The following is a 26,466-nucleotide window of genomic DNA, read 5'->3' as shown; positions in this document are numbered from 1 at the left end:
GGTCAGGGGGCAGGGGTGCGGACCACGGCGGCGCCCAGCGGCGCGAGCCGCACGGATCCGCGCACCGGGTCGCCGGTGAGCAGGTCCGTGCCGTCGGCCGTGACGTCGACGGGGCGGTCCGTGTGGTTGAGGAGGAACAGGTAGGAGGCTTCGGGGCCGGTGCGGACGGTGGCCTCGACGCCGTCGGGGACCGGCGCGCAGGGCGTGACGCCCGCTTCCGCGAGCGCCGGGCCGAGGACGTCCGCGAGGTGGCCGGGCAGATGGCAGCCGACGTACCGGGCGACGCCCGCGCCGTACGTATGGCGGGTGACGGCGGGCCGTCCGGCGAGCGGGCCCTCGGTGTACGTGTCGAGGGTCTCGGCGCCGTGCGGTTCGATCCACTCGGACCACACCTCGGCCCGGCCGCCGGAGGCGAGGGGCACCTGCTGGCCGTCGGGCACCGGCCAGAACTCGTCGACGGACAGGCCGAGCACGTCCCGCAGCGGTCCGGGCGCTCCCCCGTCGTGGATGTGGTCGTGCTCGTCGACGACGCCGCTGAACGGCCCGACGACGAGGTGGCCTCCTTCGCGTACGTAGGCGGCGAGCCGTCGCGCGTCCTTGGTGCGCAGCAGGTGCAGGGAGGGCGCGAGGACGGCGCGGCGGCCGGTGAGGTCGGCGTGCGGCGGCACGAAGTCGACGGTGATCCCGCGCGCGTGCGGCGCCGCGTACCAGGGGCGCAGCAGGTCGGGCCAGCGCATGCGGGCGGAGGGGTGGTCGTCGGACTCCAGGGCCCACCAGGACTCCCAGTCCAGGACGACGGCCACGGACGCGGTGACGCGGCTGCCCGCGACCTCGGCGATGCTGCCCAGCTCGGCGCCGAAGCGGACGGTCTCGCGCCAGCCGCGCGAGGCGGTGCCGCGGTGCGGGAGCAGGGCGCTGTGGTACTTCTCCGCGCCCGCCCGCGAGGCGCGCCACTGGAAGTAGAGGACGCCGTCGGCGCCCCGGGCCACGGCCTGGAGCGACCAGAGGCGCTGCAGTCCGGGCCTCTTGGGGACGTTGACGGGCCGCCAGCTGACCGCGGAGGGCGCCTGCTCCATCAGGAGCCAGGGCCTGCCGTGCTTGAGGGAGCGCATCAGGTCGTAGTTCAGGGAGGCGGTGACGTGGGCGCGCGGGTCGGCGGGGTCGGGGTAGGCGTCGTCGGAGACGAAGTCCTCGTGCTCGGCCCAGCGCCAGTAGTCGAGTTCCTTGAGCATCGACATGAAGTTGGTGGTGGCGGGGGTGCCGGGGCTCACCTCGGTGAGGACGTCGCGCTCGGCGCGGTGCAGGGCGAGCAGGGCGTCGGAGCAGAAGCGGCGCCAGTCGAGCAGCTGGGTCGGGTTGACGGGGCCCGGGGCGGTGCGCGGGGGTTCGATCTCCTCGTACGTGCCGTAGCGCTGGGACCAGAAGGCCGTTCCCCAGGCGAAGTTGAGGGCGTCGACGGTGCCGTACCGCTCGCGCAGCCAGGCGCGGAAGTGGGCCGCCGAGCGGGGGCAGAAGCACGCGGTGACGTGGTCGCCGTATTCGTTGTGGATGTGCCACAGGGCGAGCGCCGGGTGGTCGGCGTAGCGCTCGGCGAGTGCGCGGGTGAGGCGCAGGGCGGCCTCGCGGTAGTGCGGGGACGAGGGGCAGTAGTGCTGGCGCGAGCCGAATTCGAGGCGGACGCCGTCGGCGGTGACCGGCAGGATACCGGGGTGGGCGCGCACCAGCCAGGCGGGCGGGGAGGCGGTGGCGGTGGCCAGGTCGACGGCGATGCCGTGGGCGTGCAGCAGGTCCAGGAGCCGGTCGAGCCAGCCGAAGTCCCAGGTGTCGGGGCCCGGTTGGAGGCGGGCCCAGGAGAAGACGCCGACGGTGGCCAGGGTGACGCCGGCCTCCCGCATCAGGGCGGCGTCCTCGGCCCAGGTCTCCTCGGGCCACTGCTCGGGGTTGTAGTCACCGCCGTACAGCAGGCCGGGCACGCGCGTGAGGCGGCGCGTACCCGCACGGTCGCCGCCGTTCGTTCCTTCGCCGGTGCTCATTCCTTCACCGCCCCGCCGAGCAGGCCCGCCACGAACTGCCGCTGGAACAGCAGGAACAGGGCGAGCAACGGGAGGGTCGCGAGCAGGGAGCCGAGCATCAGGCCGGAGTAGTCGACGCGGGAGAGTCCGGTGAGGGTGTTCAGGGCGACGGGCACGGTGTATTTGTCCTCGCTGTTGAGCATGAGCAGCGGCCAGATGAAGCTGTTCCAGGCCGCCATGAACGTGAAGATGACCAGGGCGCCGAGCTGCGGACGCACGCACGGCAGCACGACGCGGTAGAAGATGCGCAGCTCGCCGCAGCCGTCGATGCGGGCCGACTCGATGAGCTCGTCGGGGAAGCCGACGAAGCCCTGGCGCATCAGGAGGATGCCGAAGGAGTTCGCGAGGAACGGCAGGATCACGGCCTGGTAGGAGTCGATCCAGCCGACGCTCGCCATCATCTGGAAGAGCGGGACCAGCAGCACCTGGAAGGGGATCATCATCGTCGCGAGCACGGCGGCGAGCACGAGACCCCGGCCCCGGAAGCGGTGCTTGGCCAGGGCGTAGCCGCACATCGCGGAGACCAGGGAGCTGAGCGCGGTCTGGACGACGGCGATGCCGAGGCTGTTGAGCAGGACCCGGCCGAAGCCGATGGTGTCCTGGAGCCGGGCGAGGTTGTCCAGGAGCCGCCCGCCGGGCAGGAACGGCGGCGGCGAGCGGAACAGGTCGGCGGAGGAGTGGGTGGCGGCGACCGCCATCCACAGGAACGGCACGAGACCGGCGACGGCACCCAGCGCGAGCACGGCGCGCGCGACGAGCCGTCCGGCGCCCCGGACGACGGCGTTGTGCGGGGCTCCCGCGGCGGCCGGTCGCTCGACGTCCGGGGTGGCGGCGGGGGTGCTGCTCATCGGCGGCGCTCCCTTCCGAAGGCGACGTACTGGAGCGCGGAGATCGCGGCGATCAGCGCGACGACCACCCACGCGATGGCGGCGGCGTAGCCGAAGTCGAACTGCTGGAAGCCGACGCGGTAGAGGTGGACGACGGGGGTGAGGGTGGCGTCGTCGGGGCCGCCGCGCGTGAGGACGTAGTTCTCGTCGAAGAGCTGGAGGGTGCCGATGGTGGAGGTGACGACGCAGAACAGGACCACGGGCCGCAGCTGCGGCAGGATCACGCGCGTGTACGTGGTGAAGGTGGAGGCGCCGTCGAGGGCGGCGGCCTCGTACTGGTCCCTGCCGATGGACTGGAGCCCTGCGAGCAGGATGACGGCGTTGTAGCCGGTCCAGCGCCAGGTGAGCGTGAGGATGAGGGAGACGCGCGCCCAGGTCGGGTCGTTGAGCCAGTCGACCGGGCTCAGGCCGACGGCGCCGAGCGCCTGGTTGACCAGGCCGTTGTCGGTCTTGAGGAGGACCTGGAAGACCACGGCGTAGGCGACGAGCGTGGTCACCGCGGGGAGGAAGTGCACGGCGCGCCAGGTGGCGCGGAAGCGCAGCCACGACTGGTTGAGGAGCGCGGCGAGGACCAGCGCGAGGGCGATCATCAGCGGGACCTGCACGAGCAGGATGAGCCCGGTGTTGAGCAGTGACTCGGCGAACGCCGGGTCGTGCAGGAGCCGCCGGTACTGGTCGAGGCCGACCCAGCGCACGGTTCCCGCGTCCTCGGTGGTGAACGACTGGATCAGGCTCGCGCCGAGCGGATAGGCGAAGAAGAGGGCGAACAGCACGGCGGCGGGGCCCGCGAAGAGCCAGCCCGACAGGCGGGGGCGGCGGCGTCGGGGCCGGTGTGCGGCGCGGGGCCCGCGGACGGGCGCGGCGGCGTCTTTTCCGGAGTCGAGGGCGACCATGGGTCAGGCCACCCGCTTCCGTCCGGTCGCCTCGGCGAGTTGGCCGGCGGCCGAGGCGAGGGCGGCGCGCGGGTCCTTGCCGTGCAGCATCACGCCGTTGACGGCGGAGGTGACGACGTCCTTCTGCTTCGCGTCGTCCTTCGTGTACTCGACGGGCGGGATGTGCCGCGCGAGGCGGGCGAACACGGCGTTGACGCGCCGGCCGCCGAAGTACTCCTGCCGCTGCCGCAGATACGGGTCGTCGAGCGCGGGGAGATAGGCGGGGAACAGGCCCTCGCGGCGGAGCATGGCGGCCTGGTTGCCCTTGCCGGTGAGCAGGAAGCGGATGAACTCCCAGGCGGCGTCCGGGTTCTCGGCCTGCGCCGGGACGCAGAGGGTGGAGCCGCCGATGTTCGAGGTGCGCACCCCGTCGGCGGTGAAACCGGGCAGCGGCACGACGTCGAACTTCCCCTTGAGCTCCGGCATTTCACCGGTGAGGGTGCCCGTCCACCAGGCGGCGATGGGGGTGGTGACGACCTTGCCCTCCTTGGTGGCGGTGACCAGGCCGTCCCAGTTCTTCTCGTAGGCGACGAGTCCGGCGTCGGCCAGGCGCTTCATCAGCGTGAGGGCCCGGACGGCGGCCGGGGTCTCCAGGGCGATGCGGCCGCCGAGGAAGGCCGACTGGCCCTGCTGCTGGAGCAGCATCGGGAAGATCCCGGGATCGGTCGGGTCGTGGACGAGCAGCTTGCGCCCGGTGGCCTTCTTGATGCGGACGCCGGCACGGAGGTAATCACCCCACGTGCGCAAGGAGTCGGCGTCCACTCCTGCGGCGCGCAGCTGGTCGGTGCGGTGGTAGAGCGCGCACGGGCCGATGTCCCACGGCAGCCCGAAGACCCGCCGGTGGCCGGGGCCGCCGGTGACGGTGCGCCAGGCGGCGCGGTCGAAGTCGCCGCCGTAGCGGGCGCCGAGCCGGGACACGTCGTAGAAGCCGGCGGGGAAGTTGGCGGTGTAGCGCGGCAGATGACTGCCTTCGACGGTGAGGACGTCGGGGAGTCCGGTGCCGCCGCGCAGGCCCACGGTGATCTTGTCGTAGGCGTTGTCGTAGCCGATGTCGACCACGTCGACGGTGACGCCCGGGTGGCGCGCCTCGAAGGGGCGCCGGAGCCGTTTCATCGCGGTGGCGGCCACGTCCCAGGACCAGACGGTGATCTTCCCGGTGAGCTTCGCGGCCCGTTTCCCGTCGGCCCCGTCCTCGTCGTCACCGCCCAGTTCGCGTGGGGCTCCGTCGGCCCCGCCCGCGCCGCCCATGGCGCAGGAGCCGAGCAGCGCGGACGCCGAGGCGGCGAGGCCCGCGGCGACAACGCGCCGTCGGGCTGGTCTTGTTGACACTCTTGCCTCCTGAGGACTGAATGCCTAATTCTGTATTCAGAACACTGAATGACAGGACCGGCCGTCAAGAGCCCTGCGCAACAAGTCGCTCAAAGTCCTCGGGCTTCCGCCCCTGTTCCCCTCACTCCCCTCGCCCCCCTCCTCTCCACCTCTCTCCCTGGCTTCAGCGCACGCGAAAGGTGCGGCATGACCCACCCGTACATCCCGAACGCGGTGCCCGCCGTCCGTCGGGCGATGCTCGACGAGATCGGCGCGACGAGCGTCGAGGAGTTCTACGCCGACATCCCCGAGTCGATCCGCCTGCACCGCCCCCTGAACCTGCCGGCCCCGCTCCGCTCGGAGGCCGAACTCGTCCGCCACATGGACGAGTTGCTCTCCCTCAACACCGGGACCGACCAGGCGCTCAGCTTCCTCGGCTCGGGCTGCTACCGGCACCACGTCCCCGCGGTGGTCGACGAGGTCGTCAACCGCTCCGAGTTCCTCACCGCGTACGCGGGCGAGCCCTACGAGGACCACGGGCGCTTCCAGGCCCTGTGGGAGTACCAGTCGATGATGGCCGAGCTGCTCGACGTGGACGTCGTCAACGTCCCCGTGTACGACGGCTTCCAGGCCGCCGGCACCGCGCTGCGCATGGCGGGCCGGATCACCGGCCGGCACCGTCTCGTCGTGGCGACGGCACTCGACGCGGACAAGCTCTCGCGCATACGGGACTACGTACGGCCCGACCACGAGGTGACGGTCGTCCCCGTGGACCGGGAGAGCGGCGGCGCGGATCTCGCCGCGGTGCGCGAGGCGCTCGCCGCGGGCGACACGGCCGCCGTGTACGCCGAGTCCCCCTCGGCGCTCGGACTCGTCGACGAGAACCTGCCCGCTCTCGCCGACCTCGCGCACGGCGCGGGCGCGTTGTACGTGGTCGGCTGCAATCCGCTGACGCTCGGCGTGCTCGCTCCCCCGTCCTCGTACGGCGCGGACATCGCGTGCGGGGACATCCAGCCGCTCGGCATCCACCAGAGCTACGGCGGCGGCAACGCCGGGTTCATCGCCACCCGCGACGAACCGCACCTCGTCGCCGAGTTCCCCTCCCGGCTGTTCGGCCTGGTGCCGACCCAGGTCGAGGGCGAGTACGGCTTCGGCGACGTCGCCTACGAGCGGACCTCCTTCGCGCGGCGCGAGGAGGGCAAGGAGTGGGTCGGCACGGCGGCCGCGCTGCACGGGATCGGCGCCGGGGTGTACCTGGCCCTGATGGGCCCGCGGGGCATGCGCGAGATCGGGGAGACCATCCTCGCGCTCACCGCGTACGCGCGCCGTCGCCTCGCCCACGTACCGGGCGTGGAGGTGCCGTTCGGCGATGCCCCGCACTTCGCCGACTTCACCATCCGCTACACGGGTTCCCGCACGGCCGACGAGGTCCGCGCCCTCCTCAAGGAGCGGGGCGTCTTCGGGGGCGTACCGACGGGGATCGCCGCACCGGCCGGCACCGGGAAAGCGGCCTTCGACCCGCGCGAGGCCGCCTTCTGCGTGACCGAGGTCCACACCAAGGCGGACATCGACCGGCTCGCCACGACCCTGGAGGAGATCGTCAAGTGACGGACCATCACGCTCCCGCGCCCGGGCCGGTGACGGCACAGGACGCGCGGATCGCCCCGAAGCCGCCGCTGCGCCGGTTCCGGCAGGCCTCCTGGGACGAGAAGCTGGTCTTCGAGCTGGGCGGGCCCGGCGAGCGGGGCGTCCTGGTGCCCGCTCCCGACCCGTCGATCGAGGTCCCGGAGATCCCGGCGGCCCTGCGCCGCACCGCGCCGCCCGCGCTGCCCGAGCTCTCCCAACAGCAGGTGCTGCGCCACTACTTGAGGCTCTCTCAGGAGAATCTCGGCGCCGATCTGAACATCGACGTGGGCCAGGGAACCTGCACGATGAAGTACAGCCCGAAGGTCAACGACCGGTTCGTGCGCGACCCGCGCGTCGCCGCTCTCCATCCGCTCCAGGACGAGGACACCGTCCAGGGCGTGCTGCGCGTCCTGCACGAACTGGAGCGGCTGCTCGCGGAGATCTCCGGCATGGACCGGGTCTCGCTCCAGCCCGCCGCGGGCTCCGCCGCGATCTACGCCAACGTATCGATGATCCGCGCCTACTTCGCCGACCGCGGCGAGCTGGAGCAGCGCGACGAGGTCATCACGACGCTCTTCTCGCATCCTTCGAACGCGGCCTGCGCGAAGACCGCGGGGTTCAAGGTGATCACGCTGCACCCGGACGCGGACGGCTACCCCGACATCGGGGCCCTGAAGGCCGCGGTGGGTCCGCGCACCGCGGCGCTCCTGATCACCAACCCCGAGGACACCGGCATCTATAACCCGCGCATCGAGGAGTTCGTGCGGATCGTGCACGCGGCGGGCGGCCTGTGCGCGTACGACCAGGCCAACGCCAACGGCATCCTCGGCATCACCCGCGCCCGGGACGCGGGCTTCGACCTGTGCCACTTCAATCTGCACAAGACGTTCTCGACGCCCCACGCGTGCGGGGGCCCGGCGGCGGGCGCCTGCGCGGTCACCGAGGAGCTCGCGCCGTATCTGCCCCACCCCACCGTCGAGTCGGACGGGGAGCGGCTCTTCCTGGACCACGACCGGCCGCGGTCGGTGGGCAAGATGCGGCCGTTCCACGGGGTCGTGCCGAACCTGGTGCGCGCCTACGCCTGGATCAGGTCGCTCGGCGCGGAGGGCCTGCGGGCGGCGGCCGAGACGGCGGTCCTCAACAACAACTACCTGCTCCACAAGGTCCGCCGCATTCCGGGCGTCTCCGTCCCCTACGCCGAGGGCAGGCCGCGCGTCGAGCAGGTGCGCTACAGCTGGCAGAAACTGTACGAGGACACCGGCGTGCACTCCGAGGACATCGGCCTGCGCGCCGCCGACTTCGGCACCCACTACTGGACCAGCCACCACCCGTACGTGGTGCCCGAGCCGATGACCCTGGAGCCGACCGAGTCCTACAGCCGGGCTGACCTCGACGAGTACGCGGCGATCCTCGCCGAGGTGGCGCGCGAGGCGTACGAGGACCCGGAGACGGTCCGCACGGCGCCGCACCGCTCCACCGTCCACCGGGTGCGCCCGGAGGCGCTGGACGACCCGGGGACCTGGGCGGTGTCCTGGCGGGCCTACCGCCGGAAGATCCTCGGCGAGAGCCCGTGACGCGGCCCCGCGTCGGCCTCGTGGTCAACCCGGTCGCCGGGCTCGGCGGCCGGGTCGGCCTGGAGGAGGTTGGCGGTCTTGGCCACCCAATTGGCGAAGGTGGCCACGGACAATTCCACGCGCTCGCCGGTGGCGTCGTCGTAGAAGGTGACAAGGGGGCGGCCCGGGTCCGAGGCGAGCGCGGATCGCAGCAGGTCGGCAGGGGTGCGGTCGTTGGCGTTCACGGGCGCAAGCGTACGCGGGCGCCCGCGCGCCCCTCGGCGTGGCGGGGGAGTGCGGGAGACCGGATCGGCCGCTCCGGGCCGACGGTCCGTCAGTTCCCCAATGGACAGATATGTTCGGTTGTGCCGACGATCGGATGTATGCGTGGATTCCTTGCTTCCTCGATCGGCGTCACGTGCGCGGCCGCCCTGGCCCTGCCCCTCACCCTGCCGTCGTCCGGCGCCGCGGCCGCGACGCCCGCCGCGGCGCGGGCCGCCGGGCCCGCCGCGGAGGCGGTCCCCGGCAGCACCCAGTCCCTCCCGCTCGACCCCCTCGGCGCCGACCGTTCGCTCGGCTCGGCCGGCGCCGGCGAACAGGGCCTCGCCCGGCGCGATGTCCGCCCCTTCTCCCTCGTGGGTGTCGTCTGGGACGACCCCGAAGCCGAACTGCACGGCACCGTCCAGGTCCGCACCCGGGCCACCGGCACCGCCACCTGGTCCGCCTGGCAGGAGGTCGAGACGCACAACGGCGAGCACGCCGCCGACCCCGGCACCCCCGAGAGCGGCACCGGCACGGTCCGCGGCTCGACCGCGCCGCTGTGGGTCGGCGACTCCGACGGCGTCGAGATCCGCGTGCGCGCGGAGCGGGACGCGCACGCGCACCGGGCCGCCGCCGAGTCCCCGCTCCCGGCGGGGCTGCGCCTCGAACTGGTCGACCCGGGCGACGAGCCCCCGCACGGCGGCAAGGCGGAGGCCCCGCGCGCCACGGCCCTGACCGTCGAGTCCGCCGCGACCTCGGCCGTCAACGCGGACCTCGCCCCGCTCGGCGCCACGACGATCCCCGAGCTGACCAAGCGGCAGACCGAGGACGACCTCATCGCCGTGCGCGGCGGCCCCGAGGCGGTCGGCAAGGCCCGGCCCTACGTCGGCCCGCGCCCGCGCATCATCACGCGCAAGGGCTGGGGCGCCGACGAGAAGCTGCGCGAGAAGGACTTCGCGTACACGCAGACCGTGAAGGCGGCCTTCGTCCACCACAGCGCGTCCGGCAACAACTACCGCTGCTCGCAGGCCGGCTCCGTCCTGCGCAGCATCTACCGCTACCACGTCAAGAGCAGTGGCTGGCGTGACTTCGGCTACAACTTCGCGGTCGACAAGTGCGGAAACATCTACGAAGGACGTGCCGGAGGTGTGGCCAAGCCGGTCCTGGGGGCCCACACTCTCGGTTTCAACACGAACAGCATGGGCATCGCCGTCCTCGGCACGTACAGCAACTCCAACCCGCCGAAGGCGGCCGTGGACGCCGTCGCCCGCCTGACCGCGTGGAAGCTCGGCCTGTACGGCGCCAATCCGCGCGGAACCACCTACCTGAAGTCGGGCGGTGGCAATCTGTACAAGAAGGGCAAGAACGTCCGGCTCCGCGTGATCTCCGGGCATCGGGACGGATTCGCCACCGAGTGCCCCGGTAGCCGCCTGTACAAGAAGCTCGGCAAGGCCCGGTCCACCTCGGCCCGTTTCCAGGGCCGCTGAGGTCCGGTCGCACCGCGCGAACTGCACGATCTGCACATCCGTCTGCATACACTGGCCGGCCGAAACTCAAGTTCGGCCGGCCCCAGCAGGAAGCAGAGACGACAGGTGACAGAAGCGATCCTCCTGGTCGGCGGCAAGGGAACCCGGCTGCGACCGCTCACGGTCCACACTCCCAAGCCGATGGTCCCGGCGGCGGGCGTCCCGTTCCTCACCCATCAACTCGCGCGGGCCAAGGCGGCCGGCGTCGAGCACATCGTTCTCGCCACCTCCTACCTCGCCGAGGTCTTCGAGCCGTACTTCGGCGACGGCTCGGCGCTGGGCCTGCACATCGAGTACGTCACGGAGACCGAGCCCCTCGGCACGGGCGGCGCCATCCGCAACGTGGCCTCCCGGCTGCACTCGCGGCCCGACGACCCGGTCCTCGTCTTCAACGGCGACATCCTCACCGGCCTCGACATCCGCGCCCTGGTGCGCACGCACGCGGACACCGGCGCGGACGTCTCCCTCCACCTGACCCGCGTCGACGACCCCCGGGCGTACGGCCTGGTCCCCACCGACGCCACCGGCCGGGTCACCGCCTTCCTGGAGAAGCCGCAGACCCCCGAGGAGATCGTCACCGACCAGATCAACGCGGGCGCGTACGTGTTCCGCCGCTCGGTCATCGACACGATCCCCGCGGGCCGCCCGGTCTCCGTCGAGCGCGAGACCTTCCCCGACCTGCTGTCCGGCGGCGCCCACCTCCAGGGCATGGTCGACTCGACGTACTGGCTGGACCTGGGCACGCCGCAGGCCTTCGTACGCGGCTCGGCCGACCTGGTCCTCGGCCGCGTCCCCTCCCCGGCGGTGCCGGGCCGCTGCGGTGACCGCCTGGTCCTGCCCAGCGCCACCGTCGCGCCCGACGCGAAGCTCACCGGCGGCACGGTCGTCGGCGAGAACGCGCGCATCGGCGAGGGCGCCCGGATCTCCGGCAGCACGATCCTCTCCGGCGCGGTCATCGAGCCGGGCACGGTCATCACGGACTCCCTGATCGGCGCGGGCGCGCGGATCGGCGCCCGCTCGGCGCTCTCGGGGGCGGTCATCGGCGACGGCGCGGACATCGGCGCCGACAACGAACTGCGCGACGGCGTGCGCGTCTGGTGCGAGGCGAAGCTGCCCGCGGGCGCGGTCCGGTTCTCCTCGGACCAGTAACCGCCCCGGCGGGGGCCGCCGTCCCCTACCCTCGTACGAATGTCGTCCCGTTTCGCCCCGCGCCCCACCCGCACCACCGTGCGCGGCGGCGAAACGGCGGTACCGGCGGGCGTCCCCCGCCCGGCCACGGCCGCCCTGACCCGCACCTGGCGGCCGCCCTACCCCCTGGACCTGGGCCTGACCCTGGGCCCGCTGCGGCGCGGCCCGGCCGACCCCACCTTCCGTACGACGCCCGACGGCTCGGTCTGGCGCGCGAGCCGCACGCCGCAGGGCCCCGGCACGCTACGGGTCGCCCTGCGCGCGGGGACCGTCGAGGCGGAGGCATGGGGCCCGGGAGCGGACTGGCTGCTGTCCCGACTCCCCGCGCTCCTGGGCGAGTCGGACGATCCGGCGGCCTTCTCGCCCCGCCACCGCCTGGTCGCCGCGACGGAGCGCCGCCGCCAGGGCCTGCGCCTGGTCCGCACGTCCCTGGTCCTCGAATCCCTGATCCCGTCGATCCTGGAACAGAAGGTCACCACGGACGAGGCCTACCGCGCCTGGCGCCTCCTGGTCCGCACGTACGGCGAGCCGGCCCCGGGCCCCACTCCGGCCGAGGCCCGCATGCACGTGATGCCGGACCCCCGCACCTGGTCCCTGATCCCCTCCTGGGAGTGGCACAAGGCGGGCGTGGACAACAAGCGGGCGTCCACGATCCTGCGGGCGGCGGCACGGGCGCCGCGCCTGGAGGAGGCGGCGGCGATGGACCCGCCCGAGGCGCGGGCCCGCCTGGAACTGATCCCCGGCATCGGCCCCTGGACCTCGGCGGAGACGGTCCAGCGCAGCAACGGCGCCCCCGACGCGGTGACGGTCGGCGACCTCCACCTCCCGGGCATCATCGGCTACGCCCTGGCGGACAACCGCAACGCGGACGACGCCGAGATGCTGGCCCTCCTCGCCCCCTACGAGGGCCAACGCCACCGGGCGGCCCGCCTGATCCTCCTGAGCGGCAGAACCCCACCCCGCAGAGAACCCCGCATGCCGAGGGGCGGCATCGCGGCCCTGTGAGACCGCGGACCGAGGGAGCGCCCCGAAGGGGGGCGCCCCGTAAGGGGTGCGGGGAACTGCGCGAGCAACCGAGACGATCCCGCACGCGAAGTGCGACCGGTCAGGGAGCGCGGGGAACTGCGCGAAAAGACCCACGAACCCGCACCCGAAGAGCGACCCTCGTGCGGTTCCCCGCGCCGAGACGATCCCGCACAGGCCCGCTACCGAACAGAGATGAAGCCCTCCGGATCCCGCCCGGCGCGAGCCGCAGGCTCACCCGCCGGGTGCCCCACCGCGACCGCGCCCATCGGGTCCCACGACGCGGGAAGGTCCAGCACCTCCCGGACGACATCCCGGCAGAACATCGTCGACGAAACCCACGCGGAGCCGAGCCGTTCCCCGGCCAGCGCGACCAGGAAGTTCTGCACCCCGGCACCCGCCGCGACCACGAACATCTCGCGCTCGGCGGCGTCCCGCCGCGCGTCCCCGTACGTATGGGAGCCGTCCATGACCAGGCACGGCACCACCAGATACGGTGCCCGACGCAGCACGTCACCGCGCCGCACCCGCTTGGCGATGGACTCCTCCGACTTGCCGTCCCGCCGCAGATCCGCGATCCACGCGTCCCGCATAGCGTCCAGCAGCTCGACGCGCGACGCGGCGGACTCCAGGAGGACGAACCGCCACGGCGTCGTGTGATGCGGCGCGGGCGCGGTGACCGCGGAGGCCACGGCCCGCCGCACCGCGCCGGGGTCGACCTCCTCGTCCGTGAACTCACGGACCGTCCGCCGCTGTGCCACCGCCTCCCGCACCGCCTCGGACGTACCGAGCCGGAACATGTCGTCGCGCGAGCCGCGCACCAGCGCGCGGGCGCCGTCGTCCGGCTCCCCGCCCACCACGTGCGGCAGCCCGCGGACCACGGCGACGGGCAGCCCCGCGGCCTTGCCCTTGACGAGGTCGCCCGCGGCGGCGAGCTCGTCCGCGGTGGCGACGACGGTGGCGCTCAGCGGATTGCCGTACGCGTCCACGCCGCCGCGCAGGTCGTCCAGCACCCGCACCCCGGCCGCCCCGATGGCGACGTCGGTGAGCCCGGACCGCCAGGGCCGCCCGAACGTGTCGGTGACGACGACGCCGACGTCCACGCCGAGCGCGTCCCGCAGCCCGTCCCGGACGGCACGGGCGGAGGCGTCGGGGTCGGCCGGCAGCAACAGCACGGTCCCGGACGGCGTGTTGGAGGCGTCCACGCCGGCCGCGGCCATCACGAGCCCCTGGCGGTTCTCGACGATGCGCAGGGTCCCGCGCCGCGCCACGACCCGCACGGTCTCGGCGTCGATGGCCGCCTCGCGGTCGGCGGCCTCGACGACCCGCCCCTCGGCCTTGCTGACGATCTTGGAGGTGACGAGCAGGACGTCACCGTCGGCGAGCCCCGGTTCGGCGGCCGCGATCAGCTTGGCGAGGTCGTCGCCCTCCCGCACCTCGGGCAGTCCGGGCACGGCCCACACGCGGTAGGACGGAGCGCTCACGCGCGGACCTCCGCGGCGAGCGCGAGCGCCTCGCGCGCCATCTCGGCGGCGGCGTCGACGTCGGTCATCATCAGCGGCACGGCCCGGCACCGGATCCCGGCGCTCTCCACGCGCTCCACCACGCCCGCGTCCACGGTGTCGACGAGCCAGCCGTCGAGCAGCCCGCTGCCGTAGTGCTCGGCGACGGCGGCGGCGCTGGTCTCCACGCCGACGGCGGCGAGCACCTTGTCGGCCATGCCGCGCACGGGGGAGTCCCCGACGATGGGGGAGAGCCCGACCACCGGGACGCCCGCCTCGGCGATGGCCTCGCGGATGCCCGGCACGGCGAGGATGGTGCCGACGCTCACCACGGGGTTGGACGGCGGGAAGAGCACGACGTCGGCCTCGGCGATGGCCTCCAGGACGCCGGGCGCGGGCTTGGCCTGCTCGGCGCCGACGGGCACGACGGCGTGCGCGTCCACGGAGGCGCGCAGGCGCACCCAGTACTCCTGGAAGTGCACGGCCTTCTGCTCGCCGTCGACCGTGACGGCGACGTGCGTCTCGACGCGGTCGTCGGACATGGGGATGAGCCGCACGCCCGGCTGCCACCGCTCGCACAGCGCCTGCGTGACGGCGCTGAGCGGATAGCCGGCGCCCAGCATCTGCGTCCGCACGATGTGCGTGGCGAAGTCACGGTCGCCGAGCCCGAACCACTCGGGCCCCACCCCGTAGGCCGCGAGCTCTTCCTTGACCTTGAACGTCTCGTCCGTACGTCCCCAGCCCTGCTCTTCGTTGATGCCGCCGCCCAGCGTGTACATCACCGTATCCAGGTCGGGACAGACCTTCAGCCCGAACAGGTGAATGTCGTCACCGGTGTTGCCGATGACCGTGATGTCCGCGTCGGGCGCGGCCTTCTTCAGTCCACGGAGGAAACGGGCGCCGCCGATGCCGCCGGCCAGAACCACAATGCGCATGTCCCCCAGCATGTCAGGCGGGTACGACAGCGCGTCAGGCGGTTACGACATCCTCCGCGACGCCGTCCGCGGTGGCGGCTGCGCACTGGGCCGCGTGCATCGGCATCTCGGTCAGGCCCGGGTAGTAGACGTGCAGGCTGACGGCCGGTTCGAGGGAGTCGTTGACGACGTCGTGCGCGTACCCCGGCGCGAAGACGCGCTGCGCGCCGGAGCCGAGCGCCCGCGTGCCCCGTTCCGTGCGCTCCGTCAACTCGCCGCGCAGGACGGTGAGTACGCCGGAGGAGGGACCGTGGTCGTGCAGTCCGCTGCCCTGTCCGGGCACCCAGGAGAGCAGCCACACCTCGTAGCCGGGCCCGGTCCTGAGGCGGTGGTACCAGCGGCTGGTGGCGTCGTACTCGACGAGGTGCTCCCACTGGGAGCGGTCGGCGGCGATGGAGCGGGCGAGGCCGACGAATTCGGCCACGGTTGCGGGGTGCTCGCGGGCGGGCTGCAGGAGGTGCGGGACTTCGAGGATGTCGCCGGCGATCTGGAGGTCGCTGTCGCTGTTCATCGTGCGGTGGTTCCTCAACGTAAGAGTGCTGGGGTGTCGCGAAGGAAGGGTGAAGCGCGGGAGAAGCGAGAGGTGGAGCGGTGGTGCCGGGAGAAACGGCTCAACAGCTGGAGTGGACTCAACAGCTGGAGCAGGAACAGCAGCAGCGCGCGTGGGCAGCACCGATGGACCCGCTGGTGCGGGTCATCGAAAGAGCCTGATTCGCGAGCATGCCCACCAGGACACCGGTCTCACACCTCGATGTCAACTTCATGTCCGGTATGTGGGATATGTTTCACCTCATCCGGTTGATCTCTCAGGCGAAAGGTTTGTGCACTCGCCGCACCGGACACATGGCGCAGCAACCGGCACTCAAACATCGACGTCTTTCCTAGTGAGCCCCTCGGGGACCCGCTGGAGGGGAGCGCCGGGTGGCCCCACGCGAGTGTCACGGTTTATGCCGATTTGAACACTTACCGCATAGCCTTGGTTCCGCAGAGTGAATAAGGGGCCCAATAGCAGATCTCGGCTTGACTGGCCCGGATCGGCACACTTGTAATTTCACTCGTGTCGTTCAGCCGAAATCGGTAACGGCAGGCACCGCGGGGACGCACAGACAGACGAGGGGCGCACATGACCGAGCTGGTTCAGGAACTGCTGGTCGAGGACGCGGACGAGGAACTCGGCTGGCAGGAGCGCGCGCTGTGCGCCCAGACCGACCCCGAGTCCTTCTTCCCCGAGAAGGGCGGCTCCACGCGCGAGGCCAAGAAGGTCTGCCTCGCCTGCGAGGTCCGCTCCGAGTGCCTTGAATACGCACTCGCGAACGACGAACGCTTCGGCATCTGGGGCGGCCTGTCGGAACGTGAACGCCGGCGACTGAAGAAGGCCGCGGTCTGACCGGAGAAGCCCACGGCCCGACCGGACGTGCCCGCCCCGATGGCGCGTCCGCGCACCACCCGACCGACGCACCGCACAACTCCCTCGAACACGGCGCAAACCAACGGCCCGTCGCCCATGGGTTATCCACAGGCGGCGGGCCGCCCTGGTGCCAGCCGTTAGTGTGGGGCCCCGTCCGAGACGCCCCGGCGCCCCCACAGGGCGCAGGCGTCCACCGCAGTCCATCGAACCGGGGCCCGTACCTCGATGTCCGTGCACAGCCATTCGGCAGCCCACCAACAAGAGGCTGCCGCCCCTGAGTTCCCGCGGCACGTCGTGACCGCCGTCCTCGTCTCCCACGACGGCGCCCGCTGGCTGCCCGACGCCCTGGCCGGGCTGCTCGGCCAGGAGCGCCCCGTGCAGAACGCGGTGGCCGCGGACACCGGCAGCGCCGACGACTCGGCCCGCCTGGTCACCGACGCCCTCGGCGCCGACCGCGTGCTGCACCTCGCCCGGCGCTCCGGCTTCGGCATCGCCGTCGACGAGGCCGTCCGCACCGCCGGCGTGCTGACCCCCGAGGACCTCCCGTACCTCAAGCGCCCCAGCGGCTGGGACCCGGTGAGTAGGACCTGGCGCGACGACGCGTACGACATGCCGGAGCTGCCGCACGGCGAGCCCGTGCAGTGGCTGTGGCTGCTGCACGACGACTGCGCGCCCGAGCCCGACGCCCTCGCGGAAATGCTGCGCGTCGTCGAGAACGAACGCGAGCTCGGCAAGGACGTCGCCGTCGTCGGCCCCAAGCTCCGCGGCTGGTACGACCGCAGGCAGCTCCTGGAGGTCGGCGTCTCCATCGCCAACAGCGGCCGCCGCTGGACCGGCCTGGACCGCCGCGAGCAGGACCAGGGCCAGCACGACCACGTACGGCCCGTGCTCTCCGTGTCCACCGCGGGCATGCTGATCCGACGCGACGTCTACGAACAGCTGGGCGGCTTCGACCGCAGGCTGCCGCTGATGCGCGACGACGTCGACCTGTGCTGGCGCGCGCACGCCGCGGGACACCGCGTCCTCGTCGCCCCCGACGCCGTCGTGCGGCACGCCGAGGCCTCCTCGCGCGAGCGCCGCACCGTCGACTGCGTCGGCCGCACGGCGACCTCCCCGCACCGCGTCGACAAGGCCGGCGCCACCTACACCCTGCTCGTCAACGCGCGCACGGCCGTGCTGCCCTGGGTGCTCTTCCGGATCGTCGCCGGCACGCTCCTGCGCACCGTCGCCTACCTCGTCGGCAAGGCGCCCGGACAGGCCCTCGACGAGATCGCCGGCCTCCTCGCGACCCTGCTGCGCCCCGGCCGGATCCTCGGCGCCCGCAAGACGCGCGGCAAACCGGCGCTCGACGCGGGCGAGATGCGGCCACTCTTCCCGCCGCCCGGTGCCACGGTGCGCGCCACCGTCGAACAGGCCGCGGGCAGCCTCGTCGGCCGCTCCGACCCCGAGGCACCCGCGGGCGCCGGACGGCACGGCGTCGTCGAGTCCGGACCCGGCGGCGACGACGCCGACTTCCTGGAGATCGAGCAGTTCGCCCGGCTCAAGCGCATCGCGCGCAAGCCCGGACCGATGCTCTTCGTCGTCCTCCTCTTCGTCTCGCTCATCGCCAGCCGCGGTCTGCTCGGCTCCGGCGCGCTCGCCGGCGGCGCCCTGCTGCCCGCGCCCGCCGACTCCTCCGAGCTGTGGGCGCGCTACGTGGACGGCTGGCACCCCGTCGGTACCGGCGGCACCCAGTCCGCGCCGCCCTACCTCGCGCTCGTCGCGGGCCTGGCGTCGCTGCTGTTCGGCTCCACCGGGCTCGCCGTCACCGTGCTGCTCGTCGGCTCCGTGCCGCTGGCCGGCTTCGCCGCCTACTTCGCCTCGCGGCCCCTGGTCACCTCGCGCCTGCTGCGCGCCTGGGCCTCCGTCGCGTACGCCTTCCTGCCCGCCGCCACCGGCGCGCTCGCCGGCGGCCGCGTCGGCACCGCCGTCCTCGCCGTCCTGCTGCCGCTCATCGCGCGCGCGGGCATCGCGGCGAGCGGCCTCGCCGCCCCGGACGGCACCCGCGGGACATGGCGCGCCACCTGGGCGTACGCCCTGCTCCTGACCCTCGCCACGGCCTTCACGCCGATCGTCTGGCCGATCGCCCTGGTCCTCGGCCTCGCGCTCCTCGTGGTCCGCCGCGGCGACATCACCGCCTATGGCCTGCGCTTCCTCGCCGCGCTCGGCACCCCGCTGCTCGTCCTCGCGCCGTGGTCCCTGTCGCTGCTGCCCTTCGGCTTCTTCAAGGAAGCGGGCCTGGACTTCGGCGCGGGCTCGGCGAGCGCCCTCGACCTGCTCGGCGCGGGCCCCGGCGGCCCCGGGACCCTGCACGGCCTGCTGCTCATCGGCATCGTGCTCGCCGCCCTCGGCGCCCTGCTGCGCGGCGAGCGCCAGAAGGCCGTCCGCACCGCCTGGGCCGCCGCCCTGGTCTCCCTCGTCTTCGCCGTCCTGTCGAACGGCTCGACGTGGGCCGGACCCGCCACCCTCGCCTACGGCATCGCGCTGCTGGCCGCCGCCGCGCTCGGCGCCGACGGGGCACGCGCGCGTGTCGCCGAGCAGAGCTTCGGCTGGCGCCAGCCGGTGGCCGCGCTCATCGCGTTCGCCGCCGCCGCGGGGCCGCTGCTGCTCGCCGCGGGATGGATGATCCGCGGCGCCGACGGTCCCCTGGAGCGGCGCGACCCGGTGCAGGTGCCCGCGTTCGTCGCCGAGGAGAGCCGCACCGAGGACCAGGCCCGCACGCTCGTCCTCGACAGCGAGTCGACCGCCGAGGTCGCCTACGCGCTGGTACGGGGATCGGGCGGCCGGCTCGGCGACGCGGAGCTCGCCCAGGCGGCCCCGAAGGACGAGCGCCTCGACAAGATCGTCGCCCGTCTGGTCGCGGGCTCCGGCGCCGACCAGGCCGACCAGCTCGGCGGCTACGCCGTGCGGTACGTCCTCGTGCGCGACGGCGCCCCCCGCCAGATGAGCCGCACCCTGGACGCGACCCCCGGCCTGACCCGGCTCAGCCAGGAGGACGGCAGCGCCCTGTGGCGCGTGGACCGCCAGGTCGCCCGCGCCGCCGTCGTCCACAAGACCGGTGACCCGGAGCCCGTCGCCGCGGGCCCCGTCGAACTGCACACCAAGATCGAGTCCGGCGACGAGGGCCGTGTCCTGCGGCTCGCCGACTCGGCCGACCCGGGCTGGACGGCCACGCTCGACGGCCACCCGCTGCCCCGCACCACCGTCGACGGCTGGGCGCAGGGCTTCGAACTGCCCACCGCGGGCGGACACCTGGACGTCACCTTCTCGACCCCGTTCACCCACAAGGCGTGGCTGTGGGCGCAGGGCGCGCTCGCCGTCGTCCTCGTGGTGCTCGCGCTGCCCGGCCGGCGCCGCGACATCGACGACGACCTCCCCGAGGAGCCCGTCGTCCCGGCCCAGGCGGTCGAGGGCGAGGGCCGCAGGGCCCGCAGGCTGCGCGCCCAGAACGAGCAGGCCGCGCAGGAGGCCGGCCAGGACGTGCCGCCTCCCGCGGAGGAGGCCCTGGCCGCGGTGCCGCAGCAGCAGTCCTACGAACAGGGGGAGGCACCGGCCCACGCGGGCGCCGAGCAGGGCCAGTACGGCCGCGGACAGCAGAGCGATCCGTACGCGGCGGGCCCCTACGAGCAGCCGTCGTACGGCACGGACGCCTACCAGGGCGGCCAGTACGACCCGTACGCCTCCTACGGAGGAGCGGGCGGTGCCTACGGAGAGCAGCAGTACGGCCAGTCCTACGACGCGTACGACCCGCAGCAGCCCCCGATGCCGCCGCTGCCCCCGCAGCCGCCCCACGGCACCGACAGCGAGCGCCCCGACGGGAGCCAGCAGTGAACCGCACCACCCAGTCCCTGATCGCCGTGGTCGTCGCGCTCGGCGCCGTCACCGGGTTCGCCGCGTTCAGCGGCCCGGACGGCACGGCCGACGACGGGACGAGGACCGCGGCGCGCCAGCCCGTGGAGCGCACCAGCCTGCTCTGCCCGGTGCCCAGCGCCTCCGACCTCGCCGAGACCTCGTACACCGCGTTCACCCCCAAGGCGAGCGGCGCCGAGTCCAAGGGCACGGCGGAGCTGCTGCCCGTGAGCAGGGCGCTGACGGACGCGGCCAAGCAGGAGGACAATAAGAACGCCAAGCCGTTCCTGACGCAGAAGGCGCCGGGCACCCCGGTGGGCGGCGAGAAGTCGGGCGCCGAGGCGCCCGCGCTCATCGGCACGGCCACCGGCCCGTTCGCCCCGGGCTGGAGCGTGCAGCAGACCACGACGTACGCCGCGGGCAGCGGCCGCGGTGTCCAGGGCACCCACTGCACCGCACCCGACACGGACTTCTGGTTCCCGGGCGCGAGCACCGACAAGGAGCGCAGCGACTACATCCACCTGACGAACCCGGACGACTCCGCCGCCGTCGTCGACGTCGAGCTCTTCGGCCCGAACGGCGAGGTGACCTCCCCGGTGGGCGACTCGATCCAGGTCCAGCCGCACTCCAGCGTCCCGGTGCTGCTGTCCACGCTCGCGGACAAGGCGTACACGAACCTCACGATGCACGTGGTCGTGCGCAGCGGCCGGGTCGCGGCGGCCGTGCAGTCCTCCGACGAGAAGCTGGGCGGCGACTGGCTGCCCGCCGCCGCCGACCCCGCCGGCAGTCTCGTCCTGCCCGGCATCCCCAAGGACGCCACCTCGGTGCGCCTGGTCGCCTACGCGCCCGGCTCGGACGACGCGGACGTGAAGATCCAGCTGGTCTCGGCGACCGGCACGATCACCCCGGCCGGCCACGAGACCCTGCACGTGAAGTCCGGCATGACGGCCGCGGCCGACCTCGGCGACGTCACCAAGGGCGAGGCCGGCTCGCTGCTCCTGACGCCGACGGAGAAGGCGGTGCCGGTGGTGGCGGCGCTGCGGGTCACCCGCGGCAAGGGCGCCAAGCAGGAGACGGCGTTCATCCCGGCGACCAGCCCGGTGGGCACGCGCGCGACGGTCGCCGACAACCGCGCCAAGGGCTCCACGCTCTCCCTGGTGGCGCCGGGCAAGTCGGCGAAGGTGAAGGTGACGGCGTCGGCCGGCACGGAGGGCGGGTCACCGGCGACCAAGGCGTACACGGTCAAGGGCGGCACGACGCTGGACATCAAGGACCCGCCGGTCCCCAGCGGCCTCAAGGGCGCGTACGCGCTCACGGTGGAGCAGGTGTCCGGCGGTGAGGTCTACGGCTCGCGCATGCTGGAGCTGCCCGAGGACGGCATCCCGATGTTCACGGTGCAGACGCTGCCCGACGACCGGGGATCCGTCGCGGTGCCGGAGGCGGAGCGGGATCTGGCGGTGCTGCAGAAGTAGACGGGCCGTCGGAGGAGACGGGCCGTCAGAGGTGATGAGCCGTCAGAGGAGGCGGGCCGTCAGAGGCGGCGGGCCGTCACTCCTCGTCCCCGTAGCGCGGGTCCACCGACTCCGGCGAGAGGCCGAGGAGTTCGGCGACCTGCTCGACGACCACCTCGTGCACCAGCGCCGCGCGCTCGTCGCGCCCCTTGGTGCGGATCTCCACCGGGCGGCGGTAGATGACGACGCGCGCGGGGCGCCCCTCGGACGCCGAGACCGTGCCGCCCAGCGGGACCACCGCGTCGCGCCACTCCCCGTCGGGCCCGCCGGGACCGCTCAGGGGCGGCACCTCGAGGACCAGGAAGTCGATCTCCGTGAGCTGCGGCCAGCGCCGCTCCAGGCGCTCCACGGAGTCCTGCACGAGGTCGGTGAAGGCCTCGGCGCGGCTCGCGGAGAGCGGCACCTGCGGCGGCGCGACAGGGCCGCGCATGCCACGGCCGTGGCGGTCGCGGCGGCGGGGCCTCGGGTCGGGGGAGGGGGGCTGTACGAGGTCGTCCATCACTGACGAAGCGTAGTCCTCGGGATCCGCCTTTCCGCACGGTGCGCGGCATGTCGCTTCCTGACCGTTCCGGCCAAGCTTGGACTCGATTACGTATCTCTCCGAGACCGTCGGTCTCGCGCCAAATGACGTGATTCGAGCCATGTGGTGACCGGATTCAACACCGCCCGCCCCAGCAGTCACTGGCATCCGTGCAGGTCAGCGACGCGCCTGCGCGGCGCTCCGGCGTACGCCGCACGGCACGACACGGTGGGGTGAGCTCATGGAGAGTCGTCGCGGCCCGCTCAAGAGTGCGGTACCGTCCAACGTCGTGAGCCCTGTACGTCGCTGTTCGCGCACCGCTTGCGGCCGTCCCGCCGTCGCGACGCTGACGTACGTCTACGCCGACTCGACCGCGGTCCTCGGCCCGCTCGCCACCTACGCCGAACCCCACTGCTACGACCTGTGCGCCGAGCACTCCGAGCGCCTCACCGCCCCCCGCGGCTGGGAGGTCGTCCGGCTCGCCGACGCCTCGGGTCCGGCCCGCCCCTCCGGCGACGATCTCGAAGCCCTCGCCAACGCCGTCCGCGAGGCGGCCCGCCCGCAGGAGCGCGCGGCCGAGGCCGGCGGCGGTGGCGCGCGCACGGCGGACCCGATGGAGGTCGCCCGCCGCGGCCACCTCAGGGTGCTGCGTTCCCCCGAGTCCTGACGGGTCCCTGTCCCCGGGGCGTCTTCTCGGCTCTCCGTCTCGGCTCTCCCAGGGCGCCTTCCCGGTTCTCCGTAGGGAGGCACCTTTCTCCGTAGAGCTCCGCGCAGAGTTCCGCCGTCTCCGTAGACCCCTGCCGTTTATGGCTGAACAACAGTTGGCGTACGCCCCATTGACGTGCCGTTGTTGCGGACACGACCATTCCCCCACTCGCGAGAGATCACTTTCCGCATCACGGAAACCGGGGAGTCGCTTGTGTTCACGCAGCAACTGGAGCCCGTGGCCGACTCGCTCGGCCTGTCCGCCCTCGTCGCGACCCTGCCCCTCCTGACCGTCCTCGTCCTCCTCGGCGCCGTCCGCATGAAGGCGCACCGGGCGGGTCTCATCGGCCTCGCGGTCGCCGTCCTCGTCGCCTGGCTCGCGTACGGCATGCCGCTCGGGCAGACCGCCTCCAGCGCCGCGCAGGGGGCCCTCTTCGGCCTCTTCCCCATCCTGTGGATCGTCGTCAACGCCCTGTGGGTGTACCGCATGACGGTCCGCACCCGGCACTTCGACATCCTGCGCCGCTCCTTCGGGCGGCTCTCCGACGACCCCCGCATCCAGGCGCTCGTCGTGGCCTTCTGCTTCGGCGCGCTCCTGGAGGCCCTCGCCGGCTTCGGCGCGCCCGTCGCGATCAGCGCGGTCATGCTCGTCGCCCTCGGCTTCGACCCGGTGCGCGCCGCGGTCGTCGCGCTCGTCGCCAACACCGCGCCCGTCGCCTTCGGCGCCATGGGCACACCGGTGGTGACGCTGGCTCAGGTGACGGGCCTCCCGCTGGACACCGTCGCCACGGTCGTCGGCCGCCAGACACCGCTGCTCGCCCTGGTCGTGCCGCTGCTCCTGGTCGTCCTCGTGGACGGCCGACGCGGCCTGCGCGAGACCTGGGTGCCCGCCCTCGCCTGCGGATTCGCCTTCGCCGCCGCGCAGTTCGCGGCCTCCAACTACGTCTCCGCGCAGCTCGCCGACATCGGGGCGGCCCTCGCGGGCGCGGGCGCGCTGGTGGCGGTCCCGCACGCCCGCAGGCCGGCCGCCGAGCCCGTCCGCGCCGCCGTCCTGACCGGCGCGCGCAGCGAGGACCTCGACCACGACGACCCCCGCCCCGAGGTGCTGCGCGCCTACGCCCCGTACGCCCTGATCGTCGCCGTCTTCTCGCTCGCCCAGATCCCCGCCGTCAAGGACCTCCTGGCGAAGGCCACCCGCACCTTCGACTGGCCCTTCCTGGACGTCGCCGACCCCTCCGGCGACCCGGTCGCCGGCAACGTCTTCTCGCTGCCCCTGATCGGCACCGGCGGCACGCTCGTCCTGCTCGCCGGGGTCGGCACGGCGGCGGTCATCGGGGTCCACGCGCGCGTGGCGGTACGCGAATGGGCCGCCACCGTCCACGAACTGCGCTTCGCCATCCTCACCGTGACGTCCGTGCTCGCCCTCGCGTACGTCATGAACCTCTCCGGGCAGGCCGCCACGATCGGGCACTACGTGGCCGCCGCCGGCGCGGGGCTCGCCTTCCTGTCACCCGTGCTCGGCTGGTTCGGCGTCGCGGTGACGGGCTCCGACACCTCGGCCAACGCGCTGTTCGGCGCACTCCAGGTGACGGCGGCCCAGCAGTCCGGCCTCTCGCCCGAACTCCTCGCCGCCGCCAACAGTTCGGGCGGCGTCCTCGGCAAGATGATCTCGCCGCAGAACCTGACGATCGCGTGCGCCGCCGTCGGACTCGCGGGCAAGGAGGGCGACCTGCTGCGCAAGGTGCTGCCCTGGAGCCTCGGTCTGCTCCTCGTGATGTGCCTGATCGTGGTGGGACAGAGCACGGCGGTGCTCGGCTGGATGCTGCCGTAGGCCCTCACGGGCGCCCGTGAGGGGGCGCCCGTGAGGACCTGGCGCCGGTCCCGGGGCCGGCTTGGCACCGGTCGCAGCAGCTTGTCGGCCGTTGCGGGTAGCTTTGGGGTGGCCGGCGCGGCACGACCACGCGCTGCCCGCAACCGCTGAACTCGCAGAACCTCCAGAGAGGGTTGGCCGTGACTGCTGATCTGTCCCAGATCGTGAAGGCGTACGACGTGCGCGGGGTGGTCCCGGATCAGTGGGACGAGTCGCTGGCAGAGCTCTTCGGTGCGGCCTTCGTGCAGGTCACGGGCGCCGACGCGATCGTGGTCGGGCACGACATGCGTCCCTCGTCGCCGGGCCTCTCGCGGGCCTTCGCGCGCGGCGCCGCCGCCCTCGGCGTGGACGTGACGGAGATCGGCCTGTGCTCCACGGACCAGCTGTACTACGCCTCGGGCGCGTTGGACCTGCCGGGCGCCATGTTCACGGCCTCGCACAACCCCGCCCAGTACAACGGCATCAAGATGTGCCGCGCGGGTGCCGCCCCCGTCGGCCAGGACACCGGCCTCGCGGAGATCCGCGCCCTCGTGGAGGGCTGGCGGGACACCGGCGCCCCCGAGAGCGCCGCCACCCCCGGCACGCTCACCCAGCGCGACACCCTCGGTGACTACGCCGCGCACCTGCGCGGCCTGGTCGACCTGACCGCCATCCGCCCCCTGAAGGTCGTCGTCGACGCGGGCAACGGCATGGGCGGGCACACGGTCCCCACCGTCTTCGAGGGCCTGCCCCTGGACCTCGTCCCCATGTACTTCGAGCTGGACGGCACCTTCCCCAACCACGAGGCCAACCCGCTGGACCCGGCCAACATCGTGGACCTGCAGAAGCGGGTGCGCGAGGAGGGCGCCGACCTCGGCATCGCCTTCGACGGCGACGCGGACCGCTGCTTCGTCGTCGACGAGCACGGCGCCCCGGTCTCCCCGTCGGCCATCACCGCCCTGGTCGCCTCCCGCGAGCTCGCCCGGCACGGCGGCAAGGGCACGGTCATCCACAACCTCATCACCTCCTGGTCGGTCCCGGAGGTCGTGAAGGAGAACGGCGGCTCGCCGGTCCGCACCCGCGTGGGCCACTCCTTCATCAAGGAGGAGATGGCCAAGACCGGCGCGATCTTCGGCGGCGAGCACTCCGCGCACTACTACTTCAAGGACTTCTGGAACGCGGACACGGGCATGCTCGCCGCCCTCCACGTCCTCGCGGCCCTCGGCGGACAGGACGGCCCGCTCTCCGGCCTCGTCGCCCAGTACGACCGCTACGCGGGATCCGGGGAGATCAACTCCACGGTCGACGACCAGACCGCCCGCCTCGCCGCGATCAGGACGTCGTACGAGGGCAAGGACGGCGTCACCCTGGACGAGCTGGACGGCCTGACGGTGACCACCGCCGACTGGTGGTTCAACGTCCGCGCCTCCAACACCGAGCCGCTGCTCCGTCTGAACGTCGAGGCGCGCGACGAGGACACCATGGGGCGCGTGCGGGACGAGGCCCTGGCGATCATCCGCGGCTGACGCCGCGGACCGTGCGGCCGTCGGCGCGGGGACCCCACGGCCATCGGCGCGGGCCGTACGGCACCACCCGGGCCGCACGGCCGTCGGCGCGGGCCGTACGGCACGACCCGGGGCCCGCGACGCGCGGCCCCGGTACCGGCCGCCCCCCCCCCCCCCCGGCCCCCCCCCCCCCCCCCCCCCCCCCCCCCCCCCCCCCGCCCCCGCCGC

General features: G+C 73.2%; 19 protein-coding genes and 1 pseudogene. 11 read left to right on the top strand and 9 right to left on the bottom strand.

Features of this window, described 5'->3' with window-relative positions:
• Positions 1–2 precede the first annotated feature (2 nt).
• The 4 genes from AOK22_RS33215 to AOK22_RS33200 are packed head-to-tail and all read right to left on the bottom strand — an operon-like array spanning position 3 to position 5,220.
• Complete coding sequence (locus tag AOK22_RS33215; protein WP_055702425.1) at positions 3–2,033, bottom strand: beta-galactosidase; 2,031 nt, start codon at positions 2,031–2,033, stop codon at positions 3–5.
• Positions 2,030–2,920, bottom strand: a complete 891-nt coding sequence (locus tag AOK22_RS33210; protein WP_079036978.1) for a carbohydrate ABC transporter permease — start codon at positions 2,918–2,920, stop codon at positions 2,030–2,032. Before AOK22_RS33210 ends, AOK22_RS33215 begins: the two co-directional genes overlap by 4 nt.
• Entirely contained in the window at positions 2,917–3,852 is a 936-nt protein-coding gene (locus AOK22_RS33205) for a carbohydrate ABC transporter permease (protein ID WP_079036977.1), read from the bottom strand. The genes AOK22_RS33210 and AOK22_RS33205 overlap by 4 nt, the downstream gene beginning before the upstream one ends.
• A 3-nt stretch (positions 3,853–3,855) precedes the next feature.
• On the bottom strand, positions 3,856–5,220 hold the full coding sequence (locus tag AOK22_RS33200; protein WP_055702424.1) for an ABC transporter substrate-binding protein: 1,365 nt from the start codon (positions 5,218–5,220) through the stop codon (positions 3,856–3,858).
• Between the two features lie 186 nt (positions 5,221–5,406).
• Between AOK22_RS33200 and gcvPA the strand changes: the two genes are divergently transcribed.
• Positions 5,407–6,807, top strand: a complete 1,401-nt coding sequence (gene gcvPA, locus AOK22_RS33195) for an aminomethyl-transferring glycine dehydrogenase subunit GcvPA (RefSeq protein ID WP_055702423.1) — start codon at positions 5,407–5,409, stop codon at positions 6,805–6,807.
• Entirely contained in the window at positions 6,804–8,399 is a 1,596-nt protein-coding gene (gcvPB, locus tag AOK22_RS33190) for an aminomethyl-transferring glycine dehydrogenase subunit GcvPB (protein ID WP_244165208.1), read from the top strand. Before gcvPA ends, gcvPB begins: the two co-directional genes overlap by 4 nt.
• 26 nt (positions 8,400–8,425) lie before the next feature.
• Here the strand turns inward: gcvPB and AOK22_RS33185 are convergent.
• Positions 8,426–8,623 (bottom strand): annotated as a pseudogene (locus tag AOK22_RS33185) (TIGR03089 family protein); the annotation flags it as partial.
• A 138-nt stretch (positions 8,624–8,761) separates the two neighbouring features.
• Here AOK22_RS33185 and AOK22_RS33180 point away from each other — a divergent pair.
• From AOK22_RS33180 to AOK22_RS33170, 3 genes are all read left to right on the top strand, one after another.
• Positions 8,762–10,126: a peptidoglycan recognition protein family protein gene (locus AOK22_RS33180; RefSeq protein WP_055702421.1), complete on the top strand. Its 1,365-nt coding sequence runs from the start codon at positions 8,762–8,764 to the stop codon at positions 10,124–10,126.
• A gap of 105 nt (positions 10,127–10,231) precedes the next feature.
• Positions 10,232–11,314, top strand: a complete 1,083-nt coding sequence (gene manB / locus AOK22_RS33175) for a mannose-1-phosphate guanylyltransferase (protein WP_055702420.1) — start codon at positions 10,232–10,234, stop codon at positions 11,312–11,314.
• 39 nt (positions 11,315–11,353) lie between these two features.
• Positions 11,354–12,358 (top strand): DNA-3-methyladenine glycosylase family protein, encoded by a 1,005-nt coding sequence (locus tag AOK22_RS33170; RefSeq protein ID WP_055702419.1) that lies wholly within the window; start codon positions 11,354–11,356, stop codon positions 12,356–12,358.
• A 200-nt stretch (positions 12,359–12,558) separates the two neighbouring features.
• Here AOK22_RS33170 and AOK22_RS33165 read toward each other — a convergent pair whose 3' ends face one another.
• Genes AOK22_RS33165 through AOK22_RS33155 form a run of 3 tightly spaced genes read right to left on the bottom strand, consistent with a single transcriptional unit; the run spans position 12,559 to position 15,363 of the window.
• A complete protein-coding gene (locus tag AOK22_RS33165) occupies positions 12,559–13,860 on the bottom strand; it encodes a coenzyme F420-0:L-glutamate ligase (protein ID WP_055702418.1) in 1,302 nt (433 codons plus the stop codon).
• Entirely contained in the window at positions 13,857–14,813 is a 957-nt protein-coding gene (cofD, locus tag AOK22_RS33160) for a 2-phospho-L-lactate transferase (protein ID WP_055702426.1), read from the bottom strand. The genes AOK22_RS33165 and cofD overlap by 4 nt, the downstream gene beginning before the upstream one ends.
• Before the next feature lie 34 nt (positions 14,814–14,847).
• Positions 14,848–15,363, bottom strand: coding sequence for a cysteine dioxygenase (locus tag AOK22_RS33155; protein WP_055702417.1), 516 nt, complete (start codon positions 15,361–15,363; stop codon positions 14,848–14,850).
• Positions 15,364–15,975: 612 nt separating this feature from the next.
• On the opposite strand from AOK22_RS33155, the gene AOK22_RS33150 reads away from it, so the two are divergent.
• The 3 genes from AOK22_RS33150 (at position 15,976) to AOK22_RS33140 (ending at position 21,620) form a co-directional block, all read left to right on the top strand.
• Positions 15,976–16,239, top strand: a complete 264-nt coding sequence (locus AOK22_RS33150) for a WhiB family transcriptional regulator (RefSeq protein WP_016642094.1) — start codon at positions 15,976–15,978, stop codon at positions 16,237–16,239.
• Between the two features lie 246 nt (positions 16,240–16,485).
• Complete coding sequence (locus AOK22_RS33145; protein WP_079036976.1) at positions 16,486–20,130, top strand: glycosyltransferase family 2 protein; 3,645 nt, start codon at positions 16,486–16,488, stop codon at positions 20,128–20,130.
• Positions 20,127–21,620, top strand: coding sequence for a DUF5719 family protein (locus AOK22_RS33140; RefSeq protein ID WP_055702415.1), 1,494 nt, complete (start codon positions 20,127–20,129; stop codon positions 21,618–21,620). Before AOK22_RS33145 ends, AOK22_RS33140 begins: the two co-directional genes overlap by 4 nt.
• 76 nt (positions 21,621–21,696) lie before the next feature.
• Here AOK22_RS33140 and AOK22_RS33135 read toward each other — a convergent pair whose 3' ends face one another.
• Entirely contained in the window at positions 21,697–22,158 is a 462-nt protein-coding gene (locus AOK22_RS33135; protein WP_055702414.1) for a metallopeptidase family protein, read from the bottom strand.
• A 262-nt stretch (positions 22,159–22,420) separates the two neighbouring features.
• Between AOK22_RS33135 and AOK22_RS33130 the strand changes: the two genes are divergently transcribed.
• From AOK22_RS33130 to AOK22_RS33120, 3 genes are all read left to right on the top strand, one after another.
• Positions 22,421–22,846 (top strand): DUF3499 domain-containing protein, encoded by a 426-nt coding sequence (locus AOK22_RS33130; RefSeq protein ID WP_055702413.1) that lies wholly within the window; start codon positions 22,421–22,423, stop codon positions 22,844–22,846.
• A 252-nt stretch (positions 22,847–23,098) separates the two neighbouring features.
• Entirely contained in the window at positions 23,099–24,715 is a 1,617-nt protein-coding gene (locus AOK22_RS33125; RefSeq protein ID WP_055702412.1) for an L-lactate permease, read from the top strand.
• 179 nt (positions 24,716–24,894) lie between these two features.
• On the top strand, positions 24,895–26,259 hold the full coding sequence (locus AOK22_RS33120; RefSeq protein WP_055702411.1) for a phosphomannomutase/phosphoglucomutase: 1,365 nt from the start codon (positions 24,895–24,897) through the stop codon (positions 26,257–26,259).
• Positions 26,260–26,466 lie beyond the last annotated feature (207 nt).

The sequence above is a fragment of the Streptomyces silaceus genome (assembly GCF_001419745.1).
Lineage (GTDB): Bacteria > Actinomycetota > Actinomycetes > Streptomycetales > Streptomycetaceae > Streptomyces > Streptomyces silaceus.
Note: the sequence above shows the minus strand (reverse complement) of the source record. Positions and strands in the feature narration are given on the sequence as shown.